The organism is Macrococcus bovicus (genome assembly GCF_030376725.1).
In the GTDB taxonomy this organism is placed as follows: domain Bacteria; phylum Bacillota; class Bacilli; order Staphylococcales; family Staphylococcaceae; genus Macrococcus; species Macrococcus bovicus.
In genome coordinates this window covers 160,757-186,016 of record NZ_CP128470.1, presented here as the reverse complement: position 1 = coordinate 186,016, position 25,260 = coordinate 160,757, and the positions used below count along the sequence as shown (strand labels likewise).

23 protein-coding genes are annotated in these 25,260 nt (G+C 45.3%); 4 read left to right on the top strand and 19 right to left on the bottom strand.

From position 1 onward, the window contains the following. Positions 1 to 4: 4 nt before the first annotated feature. From QSV55_RS01330 to QSV55_RS01270, 13 genes are all read right to left on the bottom strand, one after another. On the bottom strand, positions 5 to 1,141 hold the full coding sequence (locus tag QSV55_RS01330; protein WP_133451684.1) for an ABC transporter ATP-binding protein: 1,137 nt from the start codon (positions 1,139 to 1,141) through the stop codon (positions 5 to 7). Between the two features lie 12 nt (positions 1,142 to 1,153). Further along, the gene (locus tag QSV55_RS01325) at positions 1,154 to 2,122 is read right to left on the bottom strand and encodes a sugar phosphate isomerase/epimerase family protein (protein ID WP_289650394.1); all 969 of its coding nucleotides are present in this window, start codon (positions 2,120 to 2,122) and stop codon (positions 1,154 to 1,156) included. Further along, the gene (locus QSV55_RS01320; protein WP_289650393.1) at positions 2,122 to 3,168 is read right to left on the bottom strand and encodes a Gfo/Idh/MocA family protein; all 1,047 of its coding nucleotides are present in this window, start codon (positions 3,166 to 3,168) and stop codon (positions 2,122 to 2,124) included. Before QSV55_RS01320 ends, QSV55_RS01325 begins: the two co-directional genes overlap by 1 nt. A gap of 12 nt (positions 3,169 to 3,180) precedes the next feature. Beyond that, the gene (locus QSV55_RS01315; protein ID WP_133451687.1) at positions 3,181 to 4,197 is read right to left on the bottom strand and encodes a Gfo/Idh/MocA family protein; all 1,017 of its coding nucleotides are present in this window, start codon (positions 4,195 to 4,197) and stop codon (positions 3,181 to 3,183) included. Next, entirely contained in the window at positions 4,190 to 4,918 is a 729-nt protein-coding gene (locus QSV55_RS01310) for a ThuA domain-containing protein (protein WP_289650392.1), read from the bottom strand. Before QSV55_RS01310 ends, QSV55_RS01315 begins: the two co-directional genes overlap by 8 nt. Next, on the bottom strand, positions 4,915 to 5,925 hold the full coding sequence (locus QSV55_RS01305; protein WP_289650391.1) for a LacI family DNA-binding transcriptional regulator: 1,011 nt from the start codon (positions 5,923 to 5,925) through the stop codon (positions 4,915 to 4,917). Before QSV55_RS01305 ends, QSV55_RS01310 begins: the two co-directional genes overlap by 4 nt. Before the next feature lies 1 nt (position 5,926). Further along, positions 5,927 to 6,736 (bottom strand): carbohydrate ABC transporter permease, encoded by an 810-nt coding sequence (locus tag QSV55_RS01300; RefSeq protein ID WP_133451690.1) that lies wholly within the window; start codon positions 6,734 to 6,736, stop codon positions 5,927 to 5,929. Continuing rightward, positions 6,736 to 7,602 carry a carbohydrate ABC transporter permease gene (locus QSV55_RS01295; protein ID WP_289650390.1) on the bottom strand — a complete coding sequence of 289 codons (867 nt, stop codon included), beginning with the start codon at positions 7,600 to 7,602 and terminating at the stop codon, positions 6,736 to 6,738. The genes QSV55_RS01300 and QSV55_RS01295 overlap by 1 nt, the downstream gene beginning before the upstream one ends. Positions 7,603 to 7,660: 58 nt before the next feature. Continuing rightward, positions 7,661 to 8,959: an ABC transporter substrate-binding protein gene (locus tag QSV55_RS01290; RefSeq protein ID WP_289650389.1), complete on the bottom strand. Its 1,299-nt coding sequence runs from the start codon at positions 8,957 to 8,959 to the stop codon at positions 7,661 to 7,663. 141 nt (positions 8,960 to 9,100) lie between these two features. Further along, positions 9,101 to 10,141, bottom strand: a complete 1,041-nt coding sequence (locus tag QSV55_RS01285) for a GTPase domain-containing protein (protein ID WP_289650388.1) — start codon at positions 10,139 to 10,141, stop codon at positions 9,101 to 9,103. Positions 10,142 to 10,195: 54 nt separating this feature from the next. Continuing rightward, complete coding sequence (locus QSV55_RS01280) at positions 10,196 to 11,218, bottom strand: FecCD family ABC transporter permease (protein ID WP_289650387.1); 1,023 nt, start codon at positions 11,216 to 11,218, stop codon at positions 10,196 to 10,198. Beyond that, positions 11,215 to 12,201 (bottom strand): FecCD family ABC transporter permease, encoded by a 987-nt coding sequence (locus tag QSV55_RS01275; RefSeq protein ID WP_424960682.1) that lies wholly within the window; start codon positions 12,199 to 12,201, stop codon positions 11,215 to 11,217. The genes QSV55_RS01280 and QSV55_RS01275 overlap by 4 nt, the downstream gene beginning before the upstream one ends. 2 nt (positions 12,202 to 12,203) lie before the next feature. Beyond that, positions 12,204 to 13,007: an ABC transporter ATP-binding protein gene (locus tag QSV55_RS01270; RefSeq protein WP_289650386.1), complete on the bottom strand. Its 804-nt coding sequence runs from the start codon at positions 13,005 to 13,007 to the stop codon at positions 12,204 to 12,206. A gap of 101 nt (positions 13,008 to 13,108) precedes the next feature. On the opposite strand from QSV55_RS01270, the gene QSV55_RS01265 reads away from it, so the two are divergent. Further along, complete coding sequence (locus QSV55_RS01265) at positions 13,109 to 14,140, top strand: NAD(P)/FAD-dependent oxidoreductase (RefSeq protein WP_289650385.1); 1,032 nt, start codon at positions 13,109 to 13,111, stop codon at positions 14,138 to 14,140. Positions 14,141 to 14,180: 40 nt separating this feature from the next. Here QSV55_RS01265 and QSV55_RS01260 read toward each other — a convergent pair whose 3' ends face one another. The 5 genes from QSV55_RS01260 to QSV55_RS01240 form a co-directional block, all read right to left on the bottom strand. Continuing rightward, on the bottom strand, positions 14,181 to 14,918 hold the full coding sequence (locus QSV55_RS01260; protein ID WP_289650384.1) for a glucosamine-6-phosphate deaminase: 738 nt from the start codon (positions 14,916 to 14,918) through the stop codon (positions 14,181 to 14,183). 10 nt (positions 14,919 to 14,928) lie between these two features. Further along, positions 14,929 to 15,762 (bottom strand): YitT family protein, encoded by an 834-nt coding sequence (locus QSV55_RS01255; protein WP_289650383.1) that lies wholly within the window; start codon positions 15,760 to 15,762, stop codon positions 14,929 to 14,931. Between the two features lie 105 nt (positions 15,763 to 15,867). Beyond that, the gene (locus tag QSV55_RS01250; RefSeq protein ID WP_289650382.1) at positions 15,868 to 16,815 is read right to left on the bottom strand and encodes an L-lactate dehydrogenase; all 948 of its coding nucleotides are present in this window, start codon (positions 16,813 to 16,815) and stop codon (positions 15,868 to 15,870) included. 31 nt (positions 16,816 to 16,846) lie between these two features. Then, positions 16,847 to 18,439, bottom strand: coding sequence for an L-lactate permease (locus QSV55_RS01245; RefSeq protein ID WP_289650381.1), 1,593 nt, complete (start codon positions 18,437 to 18,439; stop codon positions 16,847 to 16,849). A 397-nt stretch (positions 18,440 to 18,836) separates the two neighbouring features. Further along, positions 18,837 to 20,054 carry a NupC/NupG family nucleoside CNT transporter gene (locus QSV55_RS01240; RefSeq protein WP_289650380.1) on the bottom strand — a complete coding sequence of 406 codons (1,218 nt, stop codon included), beginning with the start codon at positions 20,052 to 20,054 and terminating at the stop codon, positions 18,837 to 18,839. A gap of 240 nt (positions 20,055 to 20,294) precedes the next feature. On the opposite strand from QSV55_RS01240, the gene QSV55_RS01235 reads away from it, so the two are divergent. Next, on the top strand, positions 20,295 to 21,572 hold the full coding sequence (locus QSV55_RS01235; protein WP_289650379.1) for a DUF1958 domain-containing protein: 1,278 nt from the start codon (positions 20,295 to 20,297) through the stop codon (positions 21,570 to 21,572). Between the two features lie 76 nt (positions 21,573 to 21,648). Next, positions 21,649 to 22,371, top strand: a complete 723-nt coding sequence (locus tag QSV55_RS01230) for a M50 family metallopeptidase (RefSeq protein ID WP_289650378.1) — start codon at positions 21,649 to 21,651, stop codon at positions 22,369 to 22,371. Positions 22,372 to 22,402: 31 nt separating this feature from the next. On the opposite strand, the gene QSV55_RS01225 is transcribed toward QSV55_RS01230, so the two are convergent. Continuing rightward, a complete protein-coding gene (locus QSV55_RS01225) occupies positions 22,403 to 23,602 on the bottom strand; it encodes a multidrug effflux MFS transporter (protein WP_289650377.1) in 1,200 nt (399 codons plus the stop codon). Positions 23,603 to 23,696: 94 nt separating this feature from the next. Here QSV55_RS01225 and QSV55_RS01220 point away from each other — a divergent pair, with 94 nt between their 5' ends. Continuing rightward, complete coding sequence (locus QSV55_RS01220; protein WP_434784207.1) at positions 23,697 to 25,163, top strand: NAD-dependent succinate-semialdehyde dehydrogenase; 1,467 nt, start codon at positions 23,697 to 23,699, stop codon at positions 25,161 to 25,163. Positions 25,164 to 25,260 lie beyond the last annotated feature (97 nt).

The following is a 25,260-nucleotide window of genomic DNA, read 5'->3' as shown; positions in this document are numbered from 1 at the left end:
AACATTAAACTTGTGCTGCCTGACGTCTCCGGTCTTCAGCTGCTGAACGAATACGCTCGCCTGTCTCAGCATCGAAGAAATGGGCTTTGTTCATATCAATCGCGAGACGGATGATGTCTCCCGGCTGATAGTCATTACGAGCATCCAGTTTAGAGATGAATTCCTGGTCTTCAAATGTGCTGTAAACCATGACTTCTGAACCATGGAGCTCACTGACGGTCACCTTCGTCTCGAAGGAAGTACCTTCTGATGACTGAATGAAGACAGGTTCATCATGAATATCTTCCGGACGAATACCGAACTTGACCGGCTTGTTTTTATAGCCTTTTGCTTCCAACGTACGCAGCGTGCTTTCAGGTACATCGAATGAATACTCACCGATATGCAGCTGATTATCCTGCAGCTGAGCTGAGAAGATATTCATAGGCGGTGAACCGATGAATTCTGCGACAAAGATATTTTCCGGGAAATCATAGACTTCTTTCGGTGTCCCGACTTGCATGATATCTCCTTTGTTAAGGACGACAATGCGTGTCGCCATCGTCAGCGCTTCTGTCTGGTCATGCGTCACGTAAATCGTCGTTGTCTGCAGACGATGGTGCAGCTTAGAAATTTCGGCACGCATCTGTACCCGCAGTTTCGCATCGAGGTTTGACAGCGGTTCATCCATCAAGAAGACTTTTGCTTCACGGACAATCGCCCGGCCTAATGCCACACGCTGACGCTGACCGCCCGACAATGCTTTCGGCTTACGGTTCAAGTATTCTGTCAGACCGAGTATCTCCGCTGCTTCATGGACGCGAGTTTTGATTTCTTCCTTCGGCATTTTACGTAATTTAAGACCGAATGCCATATTGTCAAATACAGTCATATGCGGATAAAGGGCATAGTTCTGGAAGACCATTGCGATATCGCGGTTCTTCGGCGGCACATCATTCATACGGACGCCGTCTATTAACAGGTCGCCTCCCGTGATATCTTCGAGGCCTGCAATCATCCGCAACGTTGTTGATTTACCGCAGCCGGACGGGCCGACAAAGACGATAAATTCTTTATCCTGAATGTGTAAATTAAAATCTTTGACGACCGTATTGCCGCCCTCATATGTCTTCTGGATATGATCCAGTTTAAGTTCTGCCATTTAACTTCCTCCTTAAGCCCACCACATATCTGTCGGTGTCTCTTTAATGATGACTTGCTTTAAGTTACGGACTGCTGTCTGAAATCCTTCTTCAATCGACATCAGCGGATCTTCGTGTTCTATACTGACTACATAGTCATAATGATACGTTCTAAGCGCACTCATCATCCGGGTCCATTCCGCCATATCATGACCACAGCCGACACTTCTGAACGTCCAACTACGCGACTGAACATCACCGTAAGGCTGCATGTCCAGAAGGCCGTACATATTGATGTTATCCTGGTCGAGATAGGTATCCTTTGCATGAAAATGGTGAATGGCATTTTCTTGACCTAGAATCTTGATAGCCGCAACCGGATCAATACCCTGCCACCACATATGACTTGGGTCGAGGTTCGCCCCAATAAACTCATTCGTCGCCTTTCTCAGTTTAAGGAGCGTATAAGGTGAGTGAACAAGGAAGCCGCCGTGCAGCTCTAAGCCGATTTTGATATTCGCTTCTTTGGCCAGTTCTGCAATATCCTGCCAGTAAGGAATCAGCTTGTTTTCCCACTGCCAGTTGTAGATATCGCCATATTCTGTCGGCCACGCGACCACTGGCCAGTTCGGCTGCTTAGCATCGTCTGATTCACCCGCTGTCCCGCTGAAACAATTGACGACCGGCACATTCATCAGTGCAGCCAGTCTGATTGTTTTGCGGAGGGTCTCATCCGATTCTCTGCGGAACTCAGCATCAGGTGAGATCGGATTACCATGACAGCTGAATGATGAAATAAAGAGACCGCGTTCTGCAAAGGCTTTTAAGTAAGCTTCTCGTGCATCCGCATCTGCCAGCAGCTGATCAACATCGATGTGCTTACTGCCGGGATAGCAGCCCGTGCCGACTTCTACCGCTTCTACACCTGATGCCTTTACATAATCAAGCATCTCTTCGAAAGATTTGTCATTAAAAAGTGGATTAAATACGCCTAATTTCATTATTTTTCCCCCTCCAGTCGAATCGCCCGCTGTTTTTGTGCGCTTAAGTAAATCGCTTCTATCACACTCGAGACGTCTTTTGCTTCTGCCGGCTGTACACGTAAAGGTGTGCTGTTCATAATGGCTGAAATGAAGTTTTCTGCCTGCAGATACTCGAATGGATGATCAACCTGGATGTAATCAATATTCAGTGTCGTCATCAGCGTATCATCCGCCTGGTTCACTTTCATTTCAAAAACGTTCAGCCCCCCTTTAGTACCCGAGATACTGATATGTTCTTCGTCACTCTCAACATTCGCAGCCCAGCTCGTCTCAAAGAGCATCGTCACGTTATTCTCAAACCGGATGAAAGCCGTCACGTGGTCATCCACTTCAAATGTCTCTGGATTGAACACGCCCCATTCATTGACCGGGTTCGGCATACGACTGAGTCTATTATAAGTCTGCGCTGATACTTCGACCGGTTTCTGGTTGCCCGTCAGCCACATTGCCAGGTCCAGTAAGTGACAGCCGTAGTCAATCAGCGCTCCGCCGCCTTGCAGCTCTTTGTTCGTGAAGACACCCCAGCCTGGTACTTTACGTCGTCGCATGGCTTTGACCCGGACGACTAATGGTTCCCCGATAATCCCTTTATCGATGATTTTCTTCGCAGCAATCGCCTCTTTCATAAAGCGATAATGATAGGCGATATGCAGGACACCTTTACTCTTCTCTTCTGCCTGAACCATAGCCTCTGCTTCCGCCCGCGTCGTCGCCATCGGTTTCTCACACATGACAGAGATATTCTTTTCAAGGGCTGTAATCGCCATGGGTGCATGAAACTTATTCGGTGTGGTGATGACAACCGCATCAATCTGGTCAAGCATCTCTTCATAACTGGAAGCGATGTGCGGTATCTGGAACTGATTGGCGACAACCATCGCACGCTCTTTATTGATATCATAAACATGTGTGATTTCAACCTGTTCAAAATCTCTGAATGCCGGGATGTGTCTATCTGTCGCGATACCGCCGACACCTGCTATACCTAGTCTGACTTTCGTCATAAGAAACGCTCCTTAAATTTGTATAATTGATTTAGTTTGTGCTGATTCTATCGCTTTAATGATGACGTTTAAAGATGCACGGCCTTCATACCCGTCACAGATCGGTGTTTCATGACGGCTCAGCGCTTCAAGAAACGCATCAATCGTATGTGAATTTTTCTGACCGCCTTCTTCATTGGTCTGTATTTCACCGAGCTGCTCTCTTTCAATCTGCCCATCCGCTCCGAAGAACTGGTAAGTATAGAGGTCATCTGCATTCAATTTCAGGATCCCTTTTTCACCGTATATCATCGTGCTGTTATCTTCCTGGCCGTTATAAGCCCAGGATGCACTTAATGTGCCGATGATGCCGTCAGCGGTCTTCAGAATAAGGACCGCATTGTCATCAACATCTGCTTTTTTTGCAGACGTCTCAATCATCGCACCGACTTCCGTGAATTCTGTACCAAGTATATAACGCATCAAATCTGCCTTATGGACACCGAGGTCTCCCATCGCGCCGATGAAGGCACGCTTTTTGTCAAAGAACCAGCTGTCAGGTCCATCGACACTCCAGCCTTCCGGGCCCGGATGACCAAACGTCGTCTTAAATGAATAGAGTTTCCCGAGCTTCCCTGCTGCGATATCCTCTTTTGCCCGCTGATGTGCCTCATTAATACGCTGGTTATGGCCAATCATCAATGTCTTGCCACTTTCTTCTGCCGCTCTGATCATGGCATCTGCATCCTCAAGTGACGTCGCCATCGGTTTCTCACAGAGCACATGCTTGCCAGCCTTAAGCGCTGCTATCGTCATCTCTGCATGCAGGTAGTTCGGTGTACAGATGCTGATGACCTCCACTTCCGGATCAGCTAACAGGTCATGATAATCACTGTAACTCACACCTCCAAATGCTGCAGCGAGCTCATCGCTACGCTCTTTGACAATATCACAGTATGCGATGATTTCAGCGTTCGCGTTCTGCTGATACTCCGGAATATGGCGATGTGTAGCAATACTTCCGCAGCCAATGATTCCTACCTTAAACATCTGACTTCTCTCCTTTATTCAAGTCTTCAAGCGGCTGATAGTTCCCGTATGTCGGATAGGCATTCGTCGTTGGACGTGCCCATTTCACTGCGTTGTTGATGACGCGCTGCACGTTCTCATTGTAATAAGTCGGATAAGTCTCATGTCCCGGGCGGAAATAGAAGATCTTACCGTTACCTCGTCTGAAAGTGGCACCTGAACGGAAGACTTCTCCGCCCTGGAACCAGCTGACGAAGAGGAGTTCTTCCGGAGCAGGAATATCAAAATGCTCACCGTACATCTCTTCCTGTTCCAGTTCAAAATATTCACCCAGGCCCTCTGCAATCGGATGATTCGGCATCACAGTCCAGATCCGTTCTTTCTCGCCTGCCTCACGCCACTTCAAGTCGCAGCCGGTTCCCATCAGCTTCTTGAATACTTTCGAGAAGTGGCCTGAATGCAGAACAATCAGACCCATTCCTTCCAGTACTCGTTTATGAACGCGGTCAACGATTGCGTCCTGTACGTCATCATGCGCTTTATGCCCCCACCAGATCAAAACATCTGTCTGATTCAGCACATCTTCTGTCAGTCCATGTTCCGGCTCATCTAATGTCGCAGTTGTGACCTCAGCTCCTTCTATAAACGAGGCAATCTGCTGATGAATACCTTCCGGATAAATGCTTCTGACTTCCTCTGATTCTTTTTCATGTCTGAATTCATTCCATACGGTCACTTTCATGCTTCTCTCTCCTTTAAACGTTTTGTAGACTGTCGTTCAATAATACGAGTAGGAATCATTTTACTCACCTTCAGCATATCACGGTGATGTAAATATTCAATCAATCGGCTGGCTGCTTCCTGACCCAGACGTTCAGGGAAGATATCGACTACCGTCTGCGGGGGACAAGCAGCTTCATTCAGATAAGAATCATTGAAAGTAGCCGTCTGGATATCTTCCGGGATACGTCTGCCTAAAAGATACAACTCACTTAGAACGCTCAAGTTCATCATGCTGTCTGATGTAATAATTGCGGTTATTTCCTCGGGCATATTTTGTACGATATGCTTCACATCTTCTGTTCCTGCAGCACCTTCAAAAACCGTAGTCTCAAGCCCTGCATCTGCACAGGCTTCTCTGTATCCTGTCAGGCGGTCAATGTTAACGGCATAGGTCTTATTTTCTGCGATAAAGGCAATCTTTTCATGGCCTAAATCGATTAGGTACTGCGTCAGCTTAAATGCAGCTTCGACATTATCATTATCAATAAATATATCTGTTGATTGATTCATCTTCTTACCGATGATGACGTAGGGGCAATCAAGCTTGCGCAGATAATCCAAGACCGTATCCTCTTCTTTTGAATAAAGGACGATAAAACCATCAACCGCATTACTGCTGACCATCTCTTTTACTTCATGCAGTAGTTCTGCTTCTTCCTTACTGGTCGAAATAACCGTGGAATAACCATTATCCTTACAGACTCTCGAGATACTCATGAGTACATCTGTGAAAAATGGATTCTGCCGCATCTCCTTTGAAGATGATTTCAGCAAGAGACCGATCGTATTCGACTGCTTTGTCACTAATCTTCTGGCAGAAACGTTCGGGATATAGCCCATCTCCTCCATGATTCTGCGGACTTTATCGGCTGTCTTCTGACTGATCGCATCGCTGTTACTGATCACCCGTGAAACAGTGGAGGGAGCGACATTCGCTCGTTTCGCCACATCTTTGATCGTTACCATGTTATTTCACTGCGCCGTCAGAAACACCTTTGATGATCTGTTTCTGCGCAAAGAAATAACCGATGATAACAGGAATAATTGAAATCGTCAGACCTGCCAGTGCTAAATGCCACTGCTTAGTGTACTGACCAAAGAAGAGGAATAATTTCAGTGGAATCGTTTCCTGACCAGGGCCGAGTACGAGACTTGGTAACAGATAGTCATTCCAGATCCAGATCACATTCAGGATACCGACTGTTACTGAGATCGGTTTTAATAACGGGAAGATGACATGCCAGTAAATCTGCCATTTACTTGCGCCGTCAATCATCGCTGCCTCATCGAGCGATTTTGAAATCCCCTGCAGTGAACCGTGATACAGGAAGATAGATAAACTTGCACCGAAGCCGAGGTACATGAACATCAGACCCCAGATATTCAAGCTCTGCAGATCGCCGAATATTTTGACGAGTGGAATCATGACCGATTGGAACGGCACAAGCATCGCTGCGACGAACAGGAAGAAAATCAGGTTTGACACCTTACCTTTATTCCGGCTCAGAGCATAGGCCGCCATACTTGAAAAGATAATAATGAGCGCGACACTGGCAACAGAGACAAGGACAGAGTTCAGGAACGTCTGCGCGAAGTTCAATTGCTGGAAGGCATCAATAAAGTTCTGGAATGTCTTCTCTTTCGGTAATGCCAGCGTATTGTTGAAGATCTCAAGCTTTGTCTTAAAGGCGTTGACAATCATCAAGTAGAAAGGAGACAGCCAGAGAAGACCGATAACGAGTGCAATGATTTCAAGGATATACCATTTTGCTTTCATTACATCTCCACCTCTCTTTTCTTATTGTAATAAACCTGAATCAAGCTGATCGCTGTCACGATCAGGAAGAAAATCACCGCTTTTGCCTGCGCAGAACCCATCAAGTTCATTTTGAAGGCTGTGTCGACGATATCCATCGCGACCATTTTCGTGGAGTTACCCGGTCCACCGTTTGTCAGTGATAAGTTCTGGTCGTAAATCTTGAAAGCACCTGATAGTGTCAGGAACATGCTGACTGTAAATGCGGGTGCCACGAGCGGGAAAGTGATGTTCTTGAAACGCTGCCAAGTATTCGCGCCGTCTATTTCAGCCGCTTCCAGTAAGTCTGCTGGTACATTCTCTAAATAAGCGATATAGATGATCATGATATAACCTGCCATCTGCCACGTAGAGAGAATGACCATGCCCCAGAAACCGGTCGTTGTATCACTGAGCCAGCCCTGCATCCATTCCGAGCCGATCGCCATTCCGATAGAAGCAAATACTTTCGTGAAGATGAACTGCCAGATGAAACCGAGGATCAGTCCACCGATCAAGTTCGGCATAAAGAAAATCGTCCGCAGGAAATTTCTTGATTTGATCCGGCTTGTGACTAACAGCGCCAGTCCGAGCCCAATAATATTGATGATGAATACCGCTGCAATTGAATATTTGAACGTAAACCAGAGTGCGTTTTTAAAGGTGTCATCACTCAGCAGATTGATATAGTTATCGAAGCCGACAAAATCAGGCACCTGTGATGTATCACCGTTCCAGTTGGTAAATGAATAATAGATACCATATAAAAATGGAATGATGATGACCATTGACAATGCGAATAAAACAGGCAGCAGGAACAGCCAGAACGCAAAACTTTTTGTCTTCATTTTTTCACCTCAGATTTTAAAAAGGGGGCACACGCAATGTGACCCCCTTTTTAAACTATTATTTTCTTGCTTTTTCCCAAGCATCTTGAGATTTTTTGATTGCTTCATCAAATGAAATTTTACCTGTTAAGTAATCTTGCAGGTAAGCACCTAATGCGTCATCGGTGTAACCTGTCGGGTAACCTTTGAATACCCACGCAGATGTTTTACCTTCTTCTGAATACTTATAGATTTCTTTTGAGAGTGGGTCAGCAATTTTAGAAGTATCGTAGTCTTTATAAGCTGGAATGAACTTGAAGTCTTCCATGACAATCTTTTTACCTTCATCAGATGTGTATAACCAGTCCAAGAATTCTTTGGCTGCTTTTTGAACTTTTTCATCTGATTTTTTGTTGACTGCCCAGTTGTTTGCAACCCCTACTGGAATAGTCGCTTCACCTGAACCTGTTGGTACAGCGATGAGGCCGACGTTTTTAGCCACTTCAGGATTCACACCTTCGATTGTCGGATAAGCCCAGTTACCTTGTTGAATCATAGCTACTTTACCTGTCGAGAATAACTCTTCTACCTGCTGAGAATAATCAAGAGAAGCAACAGGTTGTTTAGAATATTTGTTCTGGATATCTAAATATTGTTTTAACTGATCTTTTTGAGTGAAAGGCAGTGTTTTAGCATCTGCTGCTTTCTGAATATCATTGTCGAAATCTTTTGCTAAGAACATGCTTGCTGCGTGGTCACTTAAAACCCATTTTTCTTTCGCCGGTAATGCAAAGACACCGCTTAATTTTAACTCATCTTTTTTAGAGTCGATGGTCTGTGCCACTTTCTCTAAATCGTCCAATGTTTTGATATCTTCTGCTTTAACGCCTGCTTTTTCGAAGATCTCTTTATTGTAGATCAAGCCGTATCCTTCCTGGTTCATTGGGATACCATATGTTTTACCATCTTTCTGGACTGGTGCAAGTAACGCTTCATCGACAACCGCTTTAGTTGATTTCATATCTGATAAATCTGCTAAACGACTTGCGTGTTGTTTTAAATCCTCAGGACCACCGATATTGAAAATGTCCGGCTCGTTTTTAGAAGCGATTTTAGCTTTTAATGCTTGACCGTAATCGTTACCCCCGCCTACTGTTTCAACATTGATTTTTACATTTGGATGTTCAGCCATATATTTCTTAGCCATTTCTTCAAACTGCTGCTTGAATTCCACTTTGAACTGGAAGACATTGACCGTAACTTGATCACCGTCACCTTTCTTGGCAGTACCTCCGCCGGAACCTGAATTACCGCACGCTGCAAGAACTGAGGCAAAAATTAAAGATAGAACAAGCATTAACAATGACGATTTCTTCATCTCTTAATCTCCTTTAGCTATATAGTTTTAGAAAACGTTTTCATTCTTAAAATCATCTTAGCATCCTTCTTCATCGAGCGTCAACACTTTTTTGCAAACGATTGCATAAAATCATAAAAAAAGAAGCTCCGAAGAGCATCCTTATCTGTAAAGAGGGGTCGATTGATCTAATATATGTTTCGCCACTGCTTTCATATCATTCGTGTAATGAATCATGCCCTGGACGGCAGGGAGTGCCTGTGCCATGCCCGCTTCAAACAGCGAGCTGAACACCGCCTGAATGGGATTGATTGATTTGAGTTTAAAGGCACTGCGGACCATCTGGATCATCTTCGTCATATCCATCATCTTCATCAGTGAAGATCCTTGCTCTTCTATCTCCCTCACGTTCTTCTCTATAGAGGGCCAGTGATGAAAGCGGTCATAGACATCATCTGCTTCTACTCTGAAGTGGCTGCGAATCGTCCGCTCTAGAATGGTATAGTTCTGATGTGACAGGACTTCCTTCAAGGCAGGAGTGAAAAGTTTAGGAAAGACGGTGTTCACTTTGTAATTCAGATAGCTTTCTTTCATCTCTTCGCTTTGATAGTGCTTCAGATATTCGTCGTACATCATGGTCATCTGCTGACGTATCTGTTCACTGAGCGCTTCTATCCCTTCACCCGATAAGGCACTTGTAAATAAATAGTCTTGATGTTCGTTCAAAATACCACGCAGCATCACTTTCAGCTCGGTATTTTTCGTGTGGCGCAGCAGCTCACTGCTTTCTGTACGGTTGACATCAATCAAGGCGTCCACTTTGTTATAGACGAAATGAATCTCTTTTCCTTCTTTCGCCAGATACTTGATCAAGTCCATATCAGTCTCTCTGATTTTACTGCTTAAAATATAGTAGAACTGCTGAATATCACTTGCTTTAATGATCTTCTTATATTGTGCTAACGTGATTTCCTCAGTGCCGACGCCCGGAAAATCAACGAGTTCTCCGTATTCAGGATAGATGTAGGACTGCGCAGTCAGCGTTGCATCTGTATGAACCCCTGTATAAGCTTTCGCCTTTGGCAGCAGCTGATTGATCAGGCTGCTTTTACCTGCATCAGGCTGGCCGATAAAACCAATGGCATGCGGTGTACGGTTCGCCACAAACTTTCTGTATGCCTTGATCAAGGGATGATTCTTCATCTTCATCACTCCATTAACGTATAGTTATACTTCTACTATACCAATAAATAACCCCTAGTATTCATTCTGTGCACTTCTATTCATCAGATAGAGGAAATAAGGTGCGCCCATGATACTCACAATAATACCGGCCGGAATACCCGCCGGCTGCAGCAGCATTCGGCCGAGCGTATCGGATAACGCCAGCAGAATAGCACCGATCAGCAGTGCAACCGGCATAAACATCTGGTGTCTTGGCCCGACTAAGCTTCGCGCAATATGCGGACCAAGCAGACCGATAAAACCGATTCCTCCACTTACAGCGACGGCACAGGAGCTTAAAAATACAGCGATAGAGACCATGATCAGCCGTTGTCTGTTAACGTCGACCCCTACACCAGTCGATACATGCTCATGCGTGTTTAAGATATTCAATATGTTAGCTTTCATCAATACAATCGGCATCAGGATGCAGACTGCTACCGTAATCATCACAGCAAACGGCCACGTATCTCCCCAGATGGAACCCGCATACCAGGCAGAGATGAACTCCATCTGATCACTGTTGAAAGTTGACGTCATCATAATGGAGGCACCACTTAACGCCGTCGCCATCCCAACACCCATCAGTATCATTCTGACCGGTTGAATGCCCTCATTCTTTTTATAGCTCAGCATAAAAATCAACAGAGCTGTCAGCAGGCCGCCGAGCATACTGAAGAGCGGCAGTATATAAACGAATGTACTGCTGTCAACAGGCATAAACATGATCAGGAGCACGATGAAGAAACCACTGCCTGCATTGATGCCGATGATACCGGGATCTGCCAGCGGATTCTTAGTGATGCTCTGTAACAGGGCACCGCTGATAGCAAGTGCCATGCCGCTGAGTAACGTGACCACAAGTCGCGGCATCCTGAACTCGAACAGCACCATCGTATCCGTCGCCTCTCCATGGCCGAACAATGTACGGAAGAACTGGGGAACCGTCATCTTGAAGTCACCGGTAGTCATACTGAACGCCATAGTCAACAGCGCGATGATGCACAGGACCACCAGAATAAGCAACTGTCTGCGTCTTTTATACTTTTCTATCATAATAGTTTACCGTCCTTTCTCACTAAATAAATAAAGAACGGTACACCCACAATCGAAATGATGGCACCGAGCGGCGATTCGCCTGCCAGGCGTGCCAGGGTATCTGCCGCCACGATGGACAGCCCGCCCAGCAGCGCGGAGAACGGTACGATCAAACGGTAGTCTGTTCCTATAAGCAATCTGACGATATGCGGTATCATCAGCCCGACAAAAGCAAGTGAACCCACTAATGAGACGGCTACCCCTGCCAGAAGCATCGTCATCACAGAGAAGAGGATTCTGATCCGGTGCGTATTCACTCCTAACCCTTGTGCCATCTCTTCCCCGAGACTGAGGGCTGTCAGCTGTCTGCCAGTCAGTGATGCGACAATGATGATCATCAGAATGACCGGTGCAGCATACGCAAGCTGCTGCCACGTTGTGCCGGCAACACCGCCTGCCGACCAGAATGTAATACTCTGATTCAGTCTGAAAAGTAGAGCGATACCTTCAGCCAGTGCTGTCAGTAAAGCCGAGATAGCCGCACCTGCCAGGACGATACGCATCGTATTAAAGCCGCCTCTTCTGGAGCTGCCGATCACCATGACCAGTGTGCCACCGAGCACCGCCCCTAAGAAACCTGCTATCATGAGCCAGAGGAAGTTGGTTTCTCTGAACAGAGCCATTGTGACACTGATCATCATAGCTGCACCCGCATTCAGTCCGAGGAGTGCCGGGTCAGCGAGCGCATTCTTCGTCACACCTTGCATAATGGCCCCGCTGCAGGCAAGCGCCGCACCGACGAGCAGGGCGCCTAATTCACGCGGGACTCTGATATCCCTGATGATATTCTGACTTTCTGTGTTCCGGTAATGAAAGAATGCGCCGAGAACTTCTTGCACTGAATAATAAGTGGTACCCAGACAGAATGAGAGGATCAACATCCCGATAATGGCCAGACAGATACATATACTGAGAACAATAGGTTTATGTATACTTTTCATCATCAAATCCTCGTGTAGTGTTTACACAATAAATCATAAGTGATCAGCAAAGGTTTTCCTGTACGTGGATCCAGACTGAGTTCTGCATCGATATTAAAGACTTCTTCCAGTACTTCGTGCGTCAGAACGTCTGCCGGAGAACCTTGCTGAACGATTTCCCCTTTTTTCATCGCAATCAGATGATCCGAAAAACGAATCGCCTGATTAATATCATGTAAGACCATGATGATCGTTGTCCCTTGTTCACGGTTCAGCGTCTGCACAAGGTCCAGTATTTCAAGCTGATGGGAAATGTCCAGATAGGTAGTGGGTTCATCGAGGAACATGATATCTGTCTTCTGTGCAAGTGCCATAGCAATCCAGACACGCTGGCGTTGTCCGCCGCTTAAGTCATTGACGGCCCGATGTTTGAACTCGTAAGTGCCTGTCGCGCGAAGCGCCCAGTCGATGACGTCCTTATCTTCTTTCGATAGCCGACCGAAGCCGCTCTGATATGGAAAACGCCCATAGCTGACCAGTTCGCCTGCTGTGAGACCGTCTGCTACTTCAGGTGACTGCGGCAGTATCGCAATTTTTTTCGCCACTTCTTTCGTTGATTGCTGATGGATATTTTTGCCGTCAAGGACCACTCGTCCATCCTTGACGGGAATGATGCGGGCCATCGCTTTCAAAAGCGTGGATTTACCACAGCCGTTCGGCCCGATAATCGATGTCACTTTGCCGTCAGGAATGTGGACTGTCAGTTCTTTGACGATTTCGCGTTCGCCGTAGCTGATTGTTATTTTTTCTCCGGATAATCTTTCCATTTTAAACCGCCTTCACTTTTTAAGTGATAATCATTATCAATGCACTCATTTTATAGTATAATGGTAAACAACGCAACTTAACGAAGTAAGGGGACTTTATTTTGAGTCAATTATTAGATATAACCATTATCGGTGGCGGCCCAGCTGGTCTGTATACTGCTTTTTATGCCGGTTTACGTGGTATGAAGGTCCGTATCATCGAATACCAGGACAAACTAGGCGGTAAAGTCAATCTCTATCCAGAGAAAATTGTCTGGGACATCGGTGGCATCGCACCTAAACCTGCCGGCGAGATTGTAGAGGATATGATCACGCAAGGACTGACGTTTGAACCAGATGTCCATCTAAGTGAGAAAGTCATCAATATAACGAAAAAAGATGAACAGCTTTTTGAAGTGATAACAGATAAGAGCCGCTACTTATCAAGATCTGTCATTATTGCGATCGGCAGCGGTATTATCTCGCCGATGAAGCTCGCAATCGAAGGGGCTGAACGTTATGAAGTATCCAATCTTCATTATGTAGTCCCTTCACTCAGCCGTTTTAAAGATAGACGTGTACTGATTTCCGGCGGCGGCAATGCAGCAGTCGACTGGGCCTATGCTATCGCGCCATTCGCTGCCCATGTCTCCATCTTATGCCGCAAAGATGATTTCAAGGGGCATGAAGAAATGGTCCGTAAGCTGGATGACCGCGGTGTTGAAAAAATTATGAGTCACTCCATCCATTCCCTGCAGGCTGAAGGAGATGCGATTGAATCTGTGATCATCCAGCATTGCCGGACACGGGAGCCACGAGAAATAGCTGTAGATGATGTCATCATCAATCACGGCTTCCATATGGAGAGTGATCTGCTCGATCAATGTGACATCAAACTCGAACGTCAAGACAACTTCTATATTAAAGGTCATGCAGATTCCTCTACCCAGGTTGCAGGGGTCTATGCAGTCGGCGATATATTGTCACATGACAGTAAAGTCCAGCTGATGGCGGGCTGTTTTCATGATGCGGCCAACGCAGCTAATCTGGCAAAGACTTATATTGATCCGACAGCAAATGATGCCGGCACGGTCTCCAGCCATAATGAAGTCTTTAAAGAGAAGAATGAAGAACTGCTGTCCAATATGCTATAACTAAGAAAATCCCGTTTAGCACATGCTAGACGGGATTTTCCTATTTGAACGGAATGTGCTGTGCAGCGGCCGCGTCCATAATGATTTCTACATTGGGATGCAGCAGCAGACTGCTCGCCGGCACAGCGGTATCCGGTTCTGTCATGCTATAGAGTCTGGCCATGATCGGCGCTTTTTTATCGCCTATTGCCAAGAGCAGAATACGATTTGAATACAGAATCGATTCTATACCCATGGATACCGCCTGACTAGGCACATCGTCCTGACTATCAAAGAAGCGGGCATTGGCTGCAATGGTTTCAGGGGAGAGCTCTACCACTCTTGTCTTACTATCAAAAGGGGTACCCGGCTCGTTAAACCCGATGTGTCCATTGACACCGATTCCCAGCAGCTGGATATGCAGCGGGCCTTTGGCACGGATCGCTGCATCATAGCGCCAGTTATCCCCTTCCACATCAATGAGATCATTATCCGGCAGATGGAACTGAGACTCCTGCATCCCTAACGGCTGAAAAAAGTGCTTTTTCATGTAGCTCATGTAGCTGTTCGGATGGGCGGCATCCAGATTGAAGTATTCATCTAAATTGAATGTCTCAAGGCAGGAGATATCTGTCTGATGGCGCTGCAGTAACGCCACTAACTCCCGGTACATGTCTTCCATCGTACCACCTGTCGCTAAACCTAAGAGCGTGCATGCATTAAAATGAATTTCCTTGAACATTTCGACCGCTACATAACGACTCGCATTTTCCGGACTGCCTAAGTTCATGAATTTCATGACTGCCTCCTTAATCTTCAGTAATAAAGCCTTTGCCGAGTACATCCCGGACATCATGGACGACAACAAAGGCTTCCGGATCAATTTTTCTGATCATCCGCTTAGTCTTAGTCAGCTGTAATTTGTTGATGACGCAGTATAATACGTCTGTCTCACGTTTCGTATAGTATCCTTTGCCGCTCAGGAGTGTTACACCGCGGCCGATATCTTCATCGAGCATCTTGGCAATCGGCTCCGGATTCTGTGAAATAATAGTGACCGCCTTTTTCGGGTTCGTCCCTTCAATCATGAAGTCCATCGCTTTTGTGCCGATGTATAGACTCAATGTGGTCAACAGCGCTTTTTCAACAGGCATCACAGTCAGTGAAATCGCTACAACGATCAAGTCGAAGAACAACAGGGCATATGACGTGCTGACGTCCAGGTATTTATGCGCAATACGTGCCAGAATCGTTGTCCCGGCAGTTGTGCCTCCCACCATGACAATCAGCCCGATTCCGATCCCGATGAGAAAGCCTCCGAATATAGGCGCAACCAGAACCTCTTCTAGATGCAGCTGCCAGGACTCTGTCAATCTCAGGAAGACGGATAGAGAGATAATGGAAACGATCGTCAACACCATCGAACGCTTAGATAAGAACTTATAACCGACTGCCAGGAGTACCATATTCATGACAAAAGTCGTGATAGCTGGCGACCAGCCGAATGCATATAAGAAGATGAGCGACATCCCTGTCACACCACCTTCGCCTAAATTGGCAGGAATGATAAACATATTCACCGCCATAGAAAAAAGAAATGAACCTAACATAACCACTAATACAGTCTTCAGAGAAATTTTCATCAAAACACTCACTTTCCAGCAATCTAATCCATCTATAATTTACCTTAATTAAGATGAAATAAACAACCGGTACCTTCTGGATACCGGTTGTCTATCTCTACTTTTTTATTTGAAGAAAGGCGTCTGAATGTCTTTCATCGTATTGACGGAATGATCGAACTTGATTTGCTCTTCCTCTGACAGCGGTGATTCAATGACTTCTCTGATACCATTACGATTGATGACTGCTGGTACGCCGATATACACGTCCTGATGACCATATTCGCCGTTTAAGTAGGCGGACACTGTCAGTACGACGTCCTGATTGCTTAAAATCGCTTTTGTGATGCGCATCAGACCCATGGCTACGCCGTAATAAGTTGCCCCTTTAGCTTCAATAATCTGATATGCTGCGTCACGTACATTGATATAGATATCTTCCATACGGTCTTCTTTTTCCGGATGCATTTCAAGGAGACGTTTTAACGATACACCGGCAATGTTTGCACCGCTCCATACAGCCAGTTCGGTATCGCCATGTTCACCGATAATATTGGCATGGACACTGGAAGACGCCACATCAAACTCTTTACTCAATAAATATCTGAAGCGCGCTGTATCTAAAATGGTACCTGAGCCGATGACGCGATGCTTCGGCAGACCTGAGAACTTCCAGCTGGCATAAGTCAGAATGTCTACCGGATTTGTAGCGATAAGCAAAATACCGTCAAATCCAGATGCCATAATTTCTTCGACAATTGATTTAAATATTTTAATGTTTTTACCGACCAGATCCAACCTTGTTTCTCCAGGTTTCTGTGCGGCTCCCGCACAAATCACAACGATGTCAGCATCGTGACAGTCAGCGTATGAACCTGCTTTGATCTTCATCGGGCTCGGTGCATACAGTACGCCATGATTTAAATCCATCACATCACCGATCACTCGTTCTTCATTTAAGTCGATAATATAAAGTTCATCACAAATACCTTGATTTAATAAGGAGAATGCATAGCTGGAGCCTACTGCTCCATTACCTACTAAAACGATTTTATTGCCTTTGATTTTGTTCATGATAGACACTCCTTTATAAATGATATTCTCTCTACAGTACTATACTTAAGATACCCGTCCAAATACAAACAAATACAAGAAGTGAGAGACTATATTTCAATGTCATGCTCAATAATTTTGATTCTTTGCCCACTTCTCCGACAGCTGCAGTGGCGATGGCGATGGATTGAGGAGAAATCAGTTTCGCCATCACACCGCCTGCCGTATTAGCCGCCACAAGCAACGTCGGATTTACACCGATTGTCACGCCTGCAGTGGACTGGATGGAAGCAAACAATGTATTGTTATTGACCACAGAACCGGTCATAAAGACACCGATCCATCCTAATACCGGCGACAGAACAGGAAATACAGACCCGGTCTTAGCAATAGCAGTCCCTAAAGTAACCGTAAGACCGCCATAAGTGGTCAGTTTAGCGATGGCCAGAATCGCACATATCGTGACAACGGATAACCAGAGCTCTTTAATCGTGACAAGCAGTAAATCCAATGCTTCTTTAAAGTTGATCTGTTTTGATAACAGGATCGTGAAGAGGACTGCCAGCAGAATAGCGGTTCCCGTAGCCCCGAAGAAATCGACTTTCAGCATGACCCCTTTCTGAGCCTCTGCATTGAAAGTGCCGGGCACCATATACTGAAGCACAGTGCGGCTTAACGCACCTTCTGGAGCAAATAGAGCTTTATAAGCCGGCATGCTCCAGATAAGGACAAACGCGGTTAAAAAGTAAAAAGGTGACCAGGCTAATAGGACTTCTTTTTTCGTATGGCGTGCAGTAGCGACTGTCGGGTCACTGAGCCGGAAGATATGTGCCGGCTGCCACTTCTGACAGAAAACCGCTAACGCACCCATCGCTGCTAAAGGTGGTATGATATCTGCAAGTTCAGGACCCTGGAAGACAATGATAAGGGTCTGCAGTGCTGTAAAAACGACGGAGGTGATGATGATGACAGGCAATGTCTCCTTGACGCCTTTAAAGCCATCCAAAATAAAGACCAGAATAAACGGCAGGACAAATGTTGTAATAGGTAAAGTATAGGCTGTCATCTGAGAGACCTGCATTGCCGTCATATCTGCTAATCCTAATGAATTGACGATACCTACCGGAATCCCGATGGCTCCATATGCACCGGCAGCTGCATTGGCTACCAGACAGAGCATCGCAGCCTGCAGCGGTTTAAAACCGAGCTGAATCAATAACACCGCACAAATCGCGATCGGCACTCCGAACCCTGCTGCACCTTCCAGAAAAGCATTAAAACAAAAGCCGATCAGTAAAAGCTGCACCCGCTGATCATTTGAGATACCTGCGATACTGTCCTGTATCACCTGGAACTTCCCGCTTTTTTCCGTCACTTTGTATAACCAGACGGCCATTATAATGATATAACCGATAGGCATGAGCCCTTGTAATAATCCTTCAGAGACGCCTCCCGCTGCTACCGGCAAAGGCAGCTTAAAGATGACAAGCGTAATGAACAGGGTCACCGTCAAGGTTAATAGGGCTGCATTAATCCCTTTCATCTTGAAAAGAGTCAGACATAGCAGAAACAATAAGATAGGGACTGCTGCCACAACTGCTGATAAACCGATATTGCCGAACGGATCAAATGAATGAACAAACATAACGCTTCCTTCTTTCGAATGATAATTTATAAAATCACTAATAAATATACATAAAAGTTTGTTAATCTTTTCACAAACTTATAATACTCCATTATTTATTTGTTTTCAATACATTTTCATAAATTTATTTTATAAATTTCAGGTAAACGTTTTCATATTTATTCATGGTTGATTCGGGATGATATTCGCTGTGCTAAAAAAAATAGACTGACCAAATGGTCAGTCTATTTATGCAGTTGTCGGCATTTTAGGCATCAGGGATTGTTTTAATCTACGACGTAAGTCTCTCAGTACTCGGTTAGTCATGAAAAAGCCTCCCTTTTCATTTACTCTAGCACCTTAAGTATATCTCCCAATTATTAATCCCTTATTGATTCTGTATGAAGTTGTTGTAAAATTACCAGACGAATAATCCGACGAACGCAGCTGATAATAAGGATACCAAAATACCTGCAAGCAGCATCATCGGCACGTAGCGGCTGACAAAGTCAGAAGTCTTCACATCGACAATTCCTTTTAATGTACCAATGATCATCCCTACTGTAGAGAAGTTGGCAAATGAAATAAGGAACGTGACAAGTACGGCTTTCATATGTTCCGGCATGGTCTTCAGTGCATCCTGAATGCCGATCATCACAACGAATTCATTGGTGATGATTTTGGTTGCCATGTGTCCACCGACGATTCTCGCTTCGTCCCAAGGTAAACCGAGCAGCATAGCAAAGGGTGCCATATAGAAGCCAAGGATATCTGCAAGTCTGATATGTGCACCTGTAAAACGGTCAAGCAGAGATAATAACATATCAATAAAATAAGCGAGTGAAACGAAAGCGATCAGGAAAGCGATGATGATTAAAATCAATTTACCAGCACCCAGCACTGAATCACCTAAGAATGAGAAGAACGGCTGACGTTTCTCTTCCTTGATTTCAACGATATAATCTTCTTCAGGTGTCAGTCGTACCGGGTTTAAGATAGAAGCGACAATAATCGCATTGATGATATTCAGTGGAATGGCAGTTAAGACCAGTTCACCTGGTACCATTGTGACATAAGCGCCGACGATAGAGCCTGAAATACAGCTCATCGACATCAGCGCGATAGTTAAGACACGAGCAGCGTTCATTTCTTTAACTTGGGCCTGGGATACAGCAAGTGCTTCAGTATTGCCGAGTACCATCATTTCTACCGAGAAGAATGATTCAAACTTCGGCTGTCCTGTGATTTTACCGATTAACCAGCCGAACCATTTGATGATGAAAGGCAGGACACCGATATACATCAGAATGTCGAACAACGGTACAATGAACAGGATCGGCAGTAAAGCAGATACGGCCATATCCATTTTCCCGGGACCTGGTGCTGTCCAGCTGCCAAACGGCATACCGATACCCGCGTAGGCAGCCTGGAGCATCCAGCTGAAACCATTCGCGACTGCCTCTACTCCTTTACGGCCATATGGGAACTGCGTGAAGAACCAAGCAAGAAACAGGTTGACGACCAGCATGATCGCAATGGCTTTCCAGTTGATATTTTTTCTATCACGTGAAAAAAGATAAGCGACAAGTATGAATACAAAGAGACCTAAAATGTTGAGCAGTAAGTATAAATTCATATTTTCCACCTTTAATTTTGATAGAAAGATTATAGCATTGATTTTAGGGTATGAATATATATTTTTTAACTATAAACGAACAATTCTTTTAAGATGGGTGATGAAATCGTTTGAAAATCGAATGATATTGGCTTTTTCTTCCTTTGAGATTCACCATTTCATATAATCAGAATTAAGACTAGCGGTTGCCGTAAGATGTGATAAGATTAAAATATTCCCTATACTAATCGAGGTTTAATCATGTCTATCTCTATCAAATCATTGCTTGCATTTATGATGATCACTGCTTTTTTCTGTTCTTCAGCATCTGCGAAATCCCCAGTTGAAATCGCCAATGAGCAAGGTGCTTATATCGGCGAGCAGTATGCGCCTCATGGCACTATGGTGATTGCGGCGCGCAACGGTCAGATTCTTTATGCGGACCATCCCGATATCAAATGGCCTCCTGCTTCAATGTCTAAGCTGATGACGATTTATCTGGTCTACCAGGCCATGGAGCAAGGCAAGTTCACCAAGAACACCAAAGTTAAAGTCAATGATAAGTTCTATGCGATCTCGCAGCTGCCGATGCTCAGTAACAACCATATGCGTCTCGGTGCATCCTATACGGTCGATGAACTCCTGCAGACAGCTTTGACAGACTCCTCAAATGTAGCGACTTACATGCTTGCTTCACTTGTGGATAAGAATGATACCGCCTTTATCGACAAAATGAATCAGCAGGCGAAAGCACTGCATATGACCCGCACCCATTACTATAACCCTGTCGGTGCGCCTAATAATCTATTAGGGCAATATAAAGCAAAAGGTTATCCTGAGGACGATGATAATTTTTCAAGCGCTAAAGATTATGCCATTCTTTCACAGCATCTCATCAGTGAATTTCCTGATATCCTGAGCTATACAAAAAAAGTCGAAGTGACGATTAAAAAAGGCACGCAGGACGAAGAAACATTTCATACCTACAACCATTCCTTGGAAGGTGCTAAGCTCGGTTATAAAGGTGTGGACGGCTTAAAGACCGGTTCTAGTGATACAGCGGGATTTAATACAGCAATAACCGGCCACAAAAATAATATGCGTATCATTCTGACCATGATGGGTGTCATGAACTGGTACGATCCGCCGGCCGAATTCAACCGGAATATAATGGCGAACGCCATTATGGATGAAATCTATCAGCGCTATTCATACCAGAAAGTCCTCGCCAAAGGTAAACATCAGCTGGGCGACCAGGAAGTATATGTCGCAAACGATCTCTATGATATCGTTGATAAAAAGCAAAAAGGGACACTCAAATATGAGAACGGCAAGGTTCAATACGAATACAAGCGCCAGTTTGTCGACCGTGATGATCAGCCGGCTACTGTCACCTATGAAGATTATAAACGTTATGCGATGAAGAAGTTTGTCAGCGATTATTTCGGCTGGATCGTCGGTTTAACCACTCTGTCCATCCTTCTCGGTCTCGCCTTACTCATCTACAGTTTGATGCCGAAGAAGAAAAAAACCTCATAAAAATTCAAAAGATGCATCTCACGACCGATGAGATGCATCTTTTTATATGTTAGATTGCTCTTAAAGGAGCGATTTAATGTTTGATTTCTTATTATCCCCTGTCACTTTATATCCGTGGTTTATTATCGGCATCGCCATTCTCTATACACTCATCAACATCAGATATCAGCAGCACTTTCTGCTGCGCTGGATTCATATTATCCCGACCTTACTGCACGAATTCGGTCATGCACTGTTCTGCCAGCTGACAGGCGGGAAAGTAGATGATATCGTTATCGTCACCAGTCGTTATGAAAGAAAAGCGACCGGTCGGGCAGGATACGCAGTGACGCGTACCAGACACGCATTCAATCAGTTTATGACGATTATAGGGGGCTATCTTTTCCCGCCTCTGATGCTGCTGACAGGCATTCTCTCTCTCCAATATCAGCAGCCTATCATTTTCTGGCTGACACTGATCGCTATCTTCAGTTACTATTTCGTGAAGACATCAAGAAAATGGCTGCCTCTCATTGTCATGATTGTAGTCGGCACTTTTACATACTTCATGATCGTTCATCCTCAGTATCAGTACATCCTGCTGAATGATATCACCTATCAGCTGATTCTGGCAGTGCTTCTGGCAGATACGGTTCTCACTTCGATTACGATAAGCGCCCTGTATTTCCGGGAGCGCAATCAGACATGGGATGGTGCTGTATTAGGCCGGATGACAGGATGCCCTGTATTCCTTTACTATTTCCTGTTCCTAAGCGTTCATCTTATCGCTTTATATACCGCAATTGCTTTAATCTTCTAAGTTATAGATCCGAAATGCAGACACCTTTATTCTATGAGTCCTGGATCAGATCCATAAAATATTTGCGGTTCACTGCTCGGACCAGTTGCGCAGTGACTGTACAAATAAAGATAATCACGATAAACGGCAGCACCGAAGTCTCACCCATCAGACCGACGAGCGGTGATAATAAGGCCCCTATCATAAACTGCATCAAGCCGAGTATCGATGATGCGCTTCCGGCCCCCTGCTGCTGAACCTGCATCGCGATAGAGAAACCGGTCGTCCCGATCATACTGACCGGCGCAATAAGCAGGAAGAAAGCGATAAAGAGCAGCCAGACGGGCAGATGCAAAAGAAGAACGGCAGCTGTGAGCAACATCCCTATAAGTTGCACAAGCTGGCCCCATTTCAATATCGTGAACTCATCATAACGATCGACCAGTTTCGCTGTCAGCTGACTGGCAATAATCAGACCTACACCATTCGCTGCGAACATATAGCTGAACTGCTGAGCGCTCAGATGGAAAATCTTCTGGGTGATAAATGGTGAAGCCGAAATGTAGCTGAACAGCACTCCGTAAGTCAAGGACTGAAGCAGCAGCATAATCAGGAAACGCCGGTTTCTGAACAATGCTTTAAAATCATGGACAATAACGGCAAAAGCTCCTTCTCTTCTCGCTTCAGTTGGCAGTGTTTCTTCTAACGGGAGACTCAGCATGACCATTAATACACCGTAGCCTGCTAAAATATAGAAGACCATGTGCCAGGTAGAAAAGCTGAGAATCACTCCGCCTACAACCGGCGCGAGTATAGGTGCAAGTCCGTTGACCAGCATCAGCATGCTCAGAAATTTCGTCAGTGCCTTGCCCTGATACATATCACTGGAAATAGCCCGGGAAATCACCGCGCCTGCTCCGCCGCTTGCCCCCTGGATAAATCTGAGAACAATCAAGAGGACAATATGATCTGCAAAGGCACAGAGTAACGAGGCAATCGCATACACTATCAAAACAATAATCAAAGGTTTCTTACGGCCGGTAATGTCGCTTAAGGGTCCGACAAGTACCTGTCCTAATGCCAGTCCTATCAGACAGGCGGTTAGACTCAGCTGCGCTGTCGAAGCAGAGGTCGACAGATCGTCGGCCACACCAGGTAACGCCGGCAAATACATATCCAGTGACAACGGACCGAACGCTGCCAGGAGACCAAGTACTATAACTAATGATACTTTTACTTTTTTCTCTTCCATCAAGAGCCTCCTTCTATTCATAGAGGCATTATACCTTAACGTTTAAGGGCAGGTGAAGCGGGAATAATTATAACATCACTATTATGAAAGAAGGATTTCCTACATGAGTAATGTTATTGAACAAGTACACACTCAGTTATTTATAGACGGTCAATGGGTAGAAGGCGACAGTCAAGAAACGAAAGAAGTCATTAACCCGGCCACAGGTGAAGTCATCGCTAAAGTCGCACAAGCAGGTGAAGCTGAAACGAAGCGTGCTATAGAAGCAGCTGAGAAAGCATTCCCGGCATGGCGCGATATGGAGCTGAAAGACAGAGTCGAACTGCTGAATAAAGTCGCGGATTTACTGGAAGAAAACGCTGATTATATCGCTGAAGTGATGACAATTGAGCAAGGTAAACCTTTCAAGGAATCACAAGTAGAATCTATCGGCGGCGCAGATTTATTCAGATGGAACGCTGAAGAATCCCGTCGCTTATACGGCGAACTGATTCCCGCACCCAATAATCATAAATTTGAGATTGTCTATCAGCCAATCGGTGTCGTCGGTGCTATCACACCCTGGAACTTCCCGGCAGGTATGGTGACACGTAAACTGGCGCCGGCACTTGCGGCAGGGAACACGATAGTCCTTAAGCCTTCCAGCGACACGCCACTGACTGCTCTCGCAATCTTCGAACAGTTCGAAGCAGCTGGTTTACCGGCTGGAGTTGTTAACCTCGTAATGGGCAGCTCAGAAGTAATCGGTAAAACGATGACAGACTCCGACACGGTACGCAAGCTGACCTTTACAGGCTCCACCCCTATCGGTAAAGAACTTTATAAACAATCGGCAGACACACTCAAAAAGATGTCGCTTGAACTTGGAGGTCACGCACCGTTCATTGTTCATGGTGATGCAGATATTGACGCAGCTGTCGAAGGACTTGTAGCAGCGAAATTCCGTAACAATGGTCAGGTCTGCGTGTCGCCTAACCGTATCTTCCTCCACGACAGCATCAAAGATACATTTACAGAACGTCTGGTCGATAAAGTGAAAACGTTGAAAGTCGGTAATGGGATGGATTCATCCAGTGATATCGGTCCTCTGATTCGTGAAGATGCTATCGACAAAATCCAGGAACAGCTGGATGATGCCACTTCTAAAGGTGCCAAGATTCTTCTCGGCGGCGAACGCCTGATTGAAGGTGATTATGCTGCAGGCTCCTTCTATGCGCCTACCATTCTTGATGGCGTCGATTGTACAATGGACATCTTCTACAAGGAAACATTCGGTCCTGTCATTCCTTTAATCAGCTATTCAGAGCTTGATGAAGTGATTGAGATGGCAAATGATACAGAGTTCGGTCTTGCTTCTTATGCATTTGCTTCATCAGCAAAAGTCATCCAGGAAATTTCACGACGTCTGGAATATGGGATGGTCGGCATCAACGCAACTTCTATCTCCCAGCCAGAGACACCCTTCGGTGGTGTCAAACATTCCGGTTTCGGCCGTGAAAACAGTCATTTAGGTATCAAGGAATATGTGATTGAGAAATTCGTCAACACGCGCTTCATCTGATGATAAGAAGAGATGGATACTTCGGTATCCATCTTTTTTTATTGACATCTTACATCTTTCTGATATAGTTAGTTAGGCTAACTAATTAAAAGGAGGG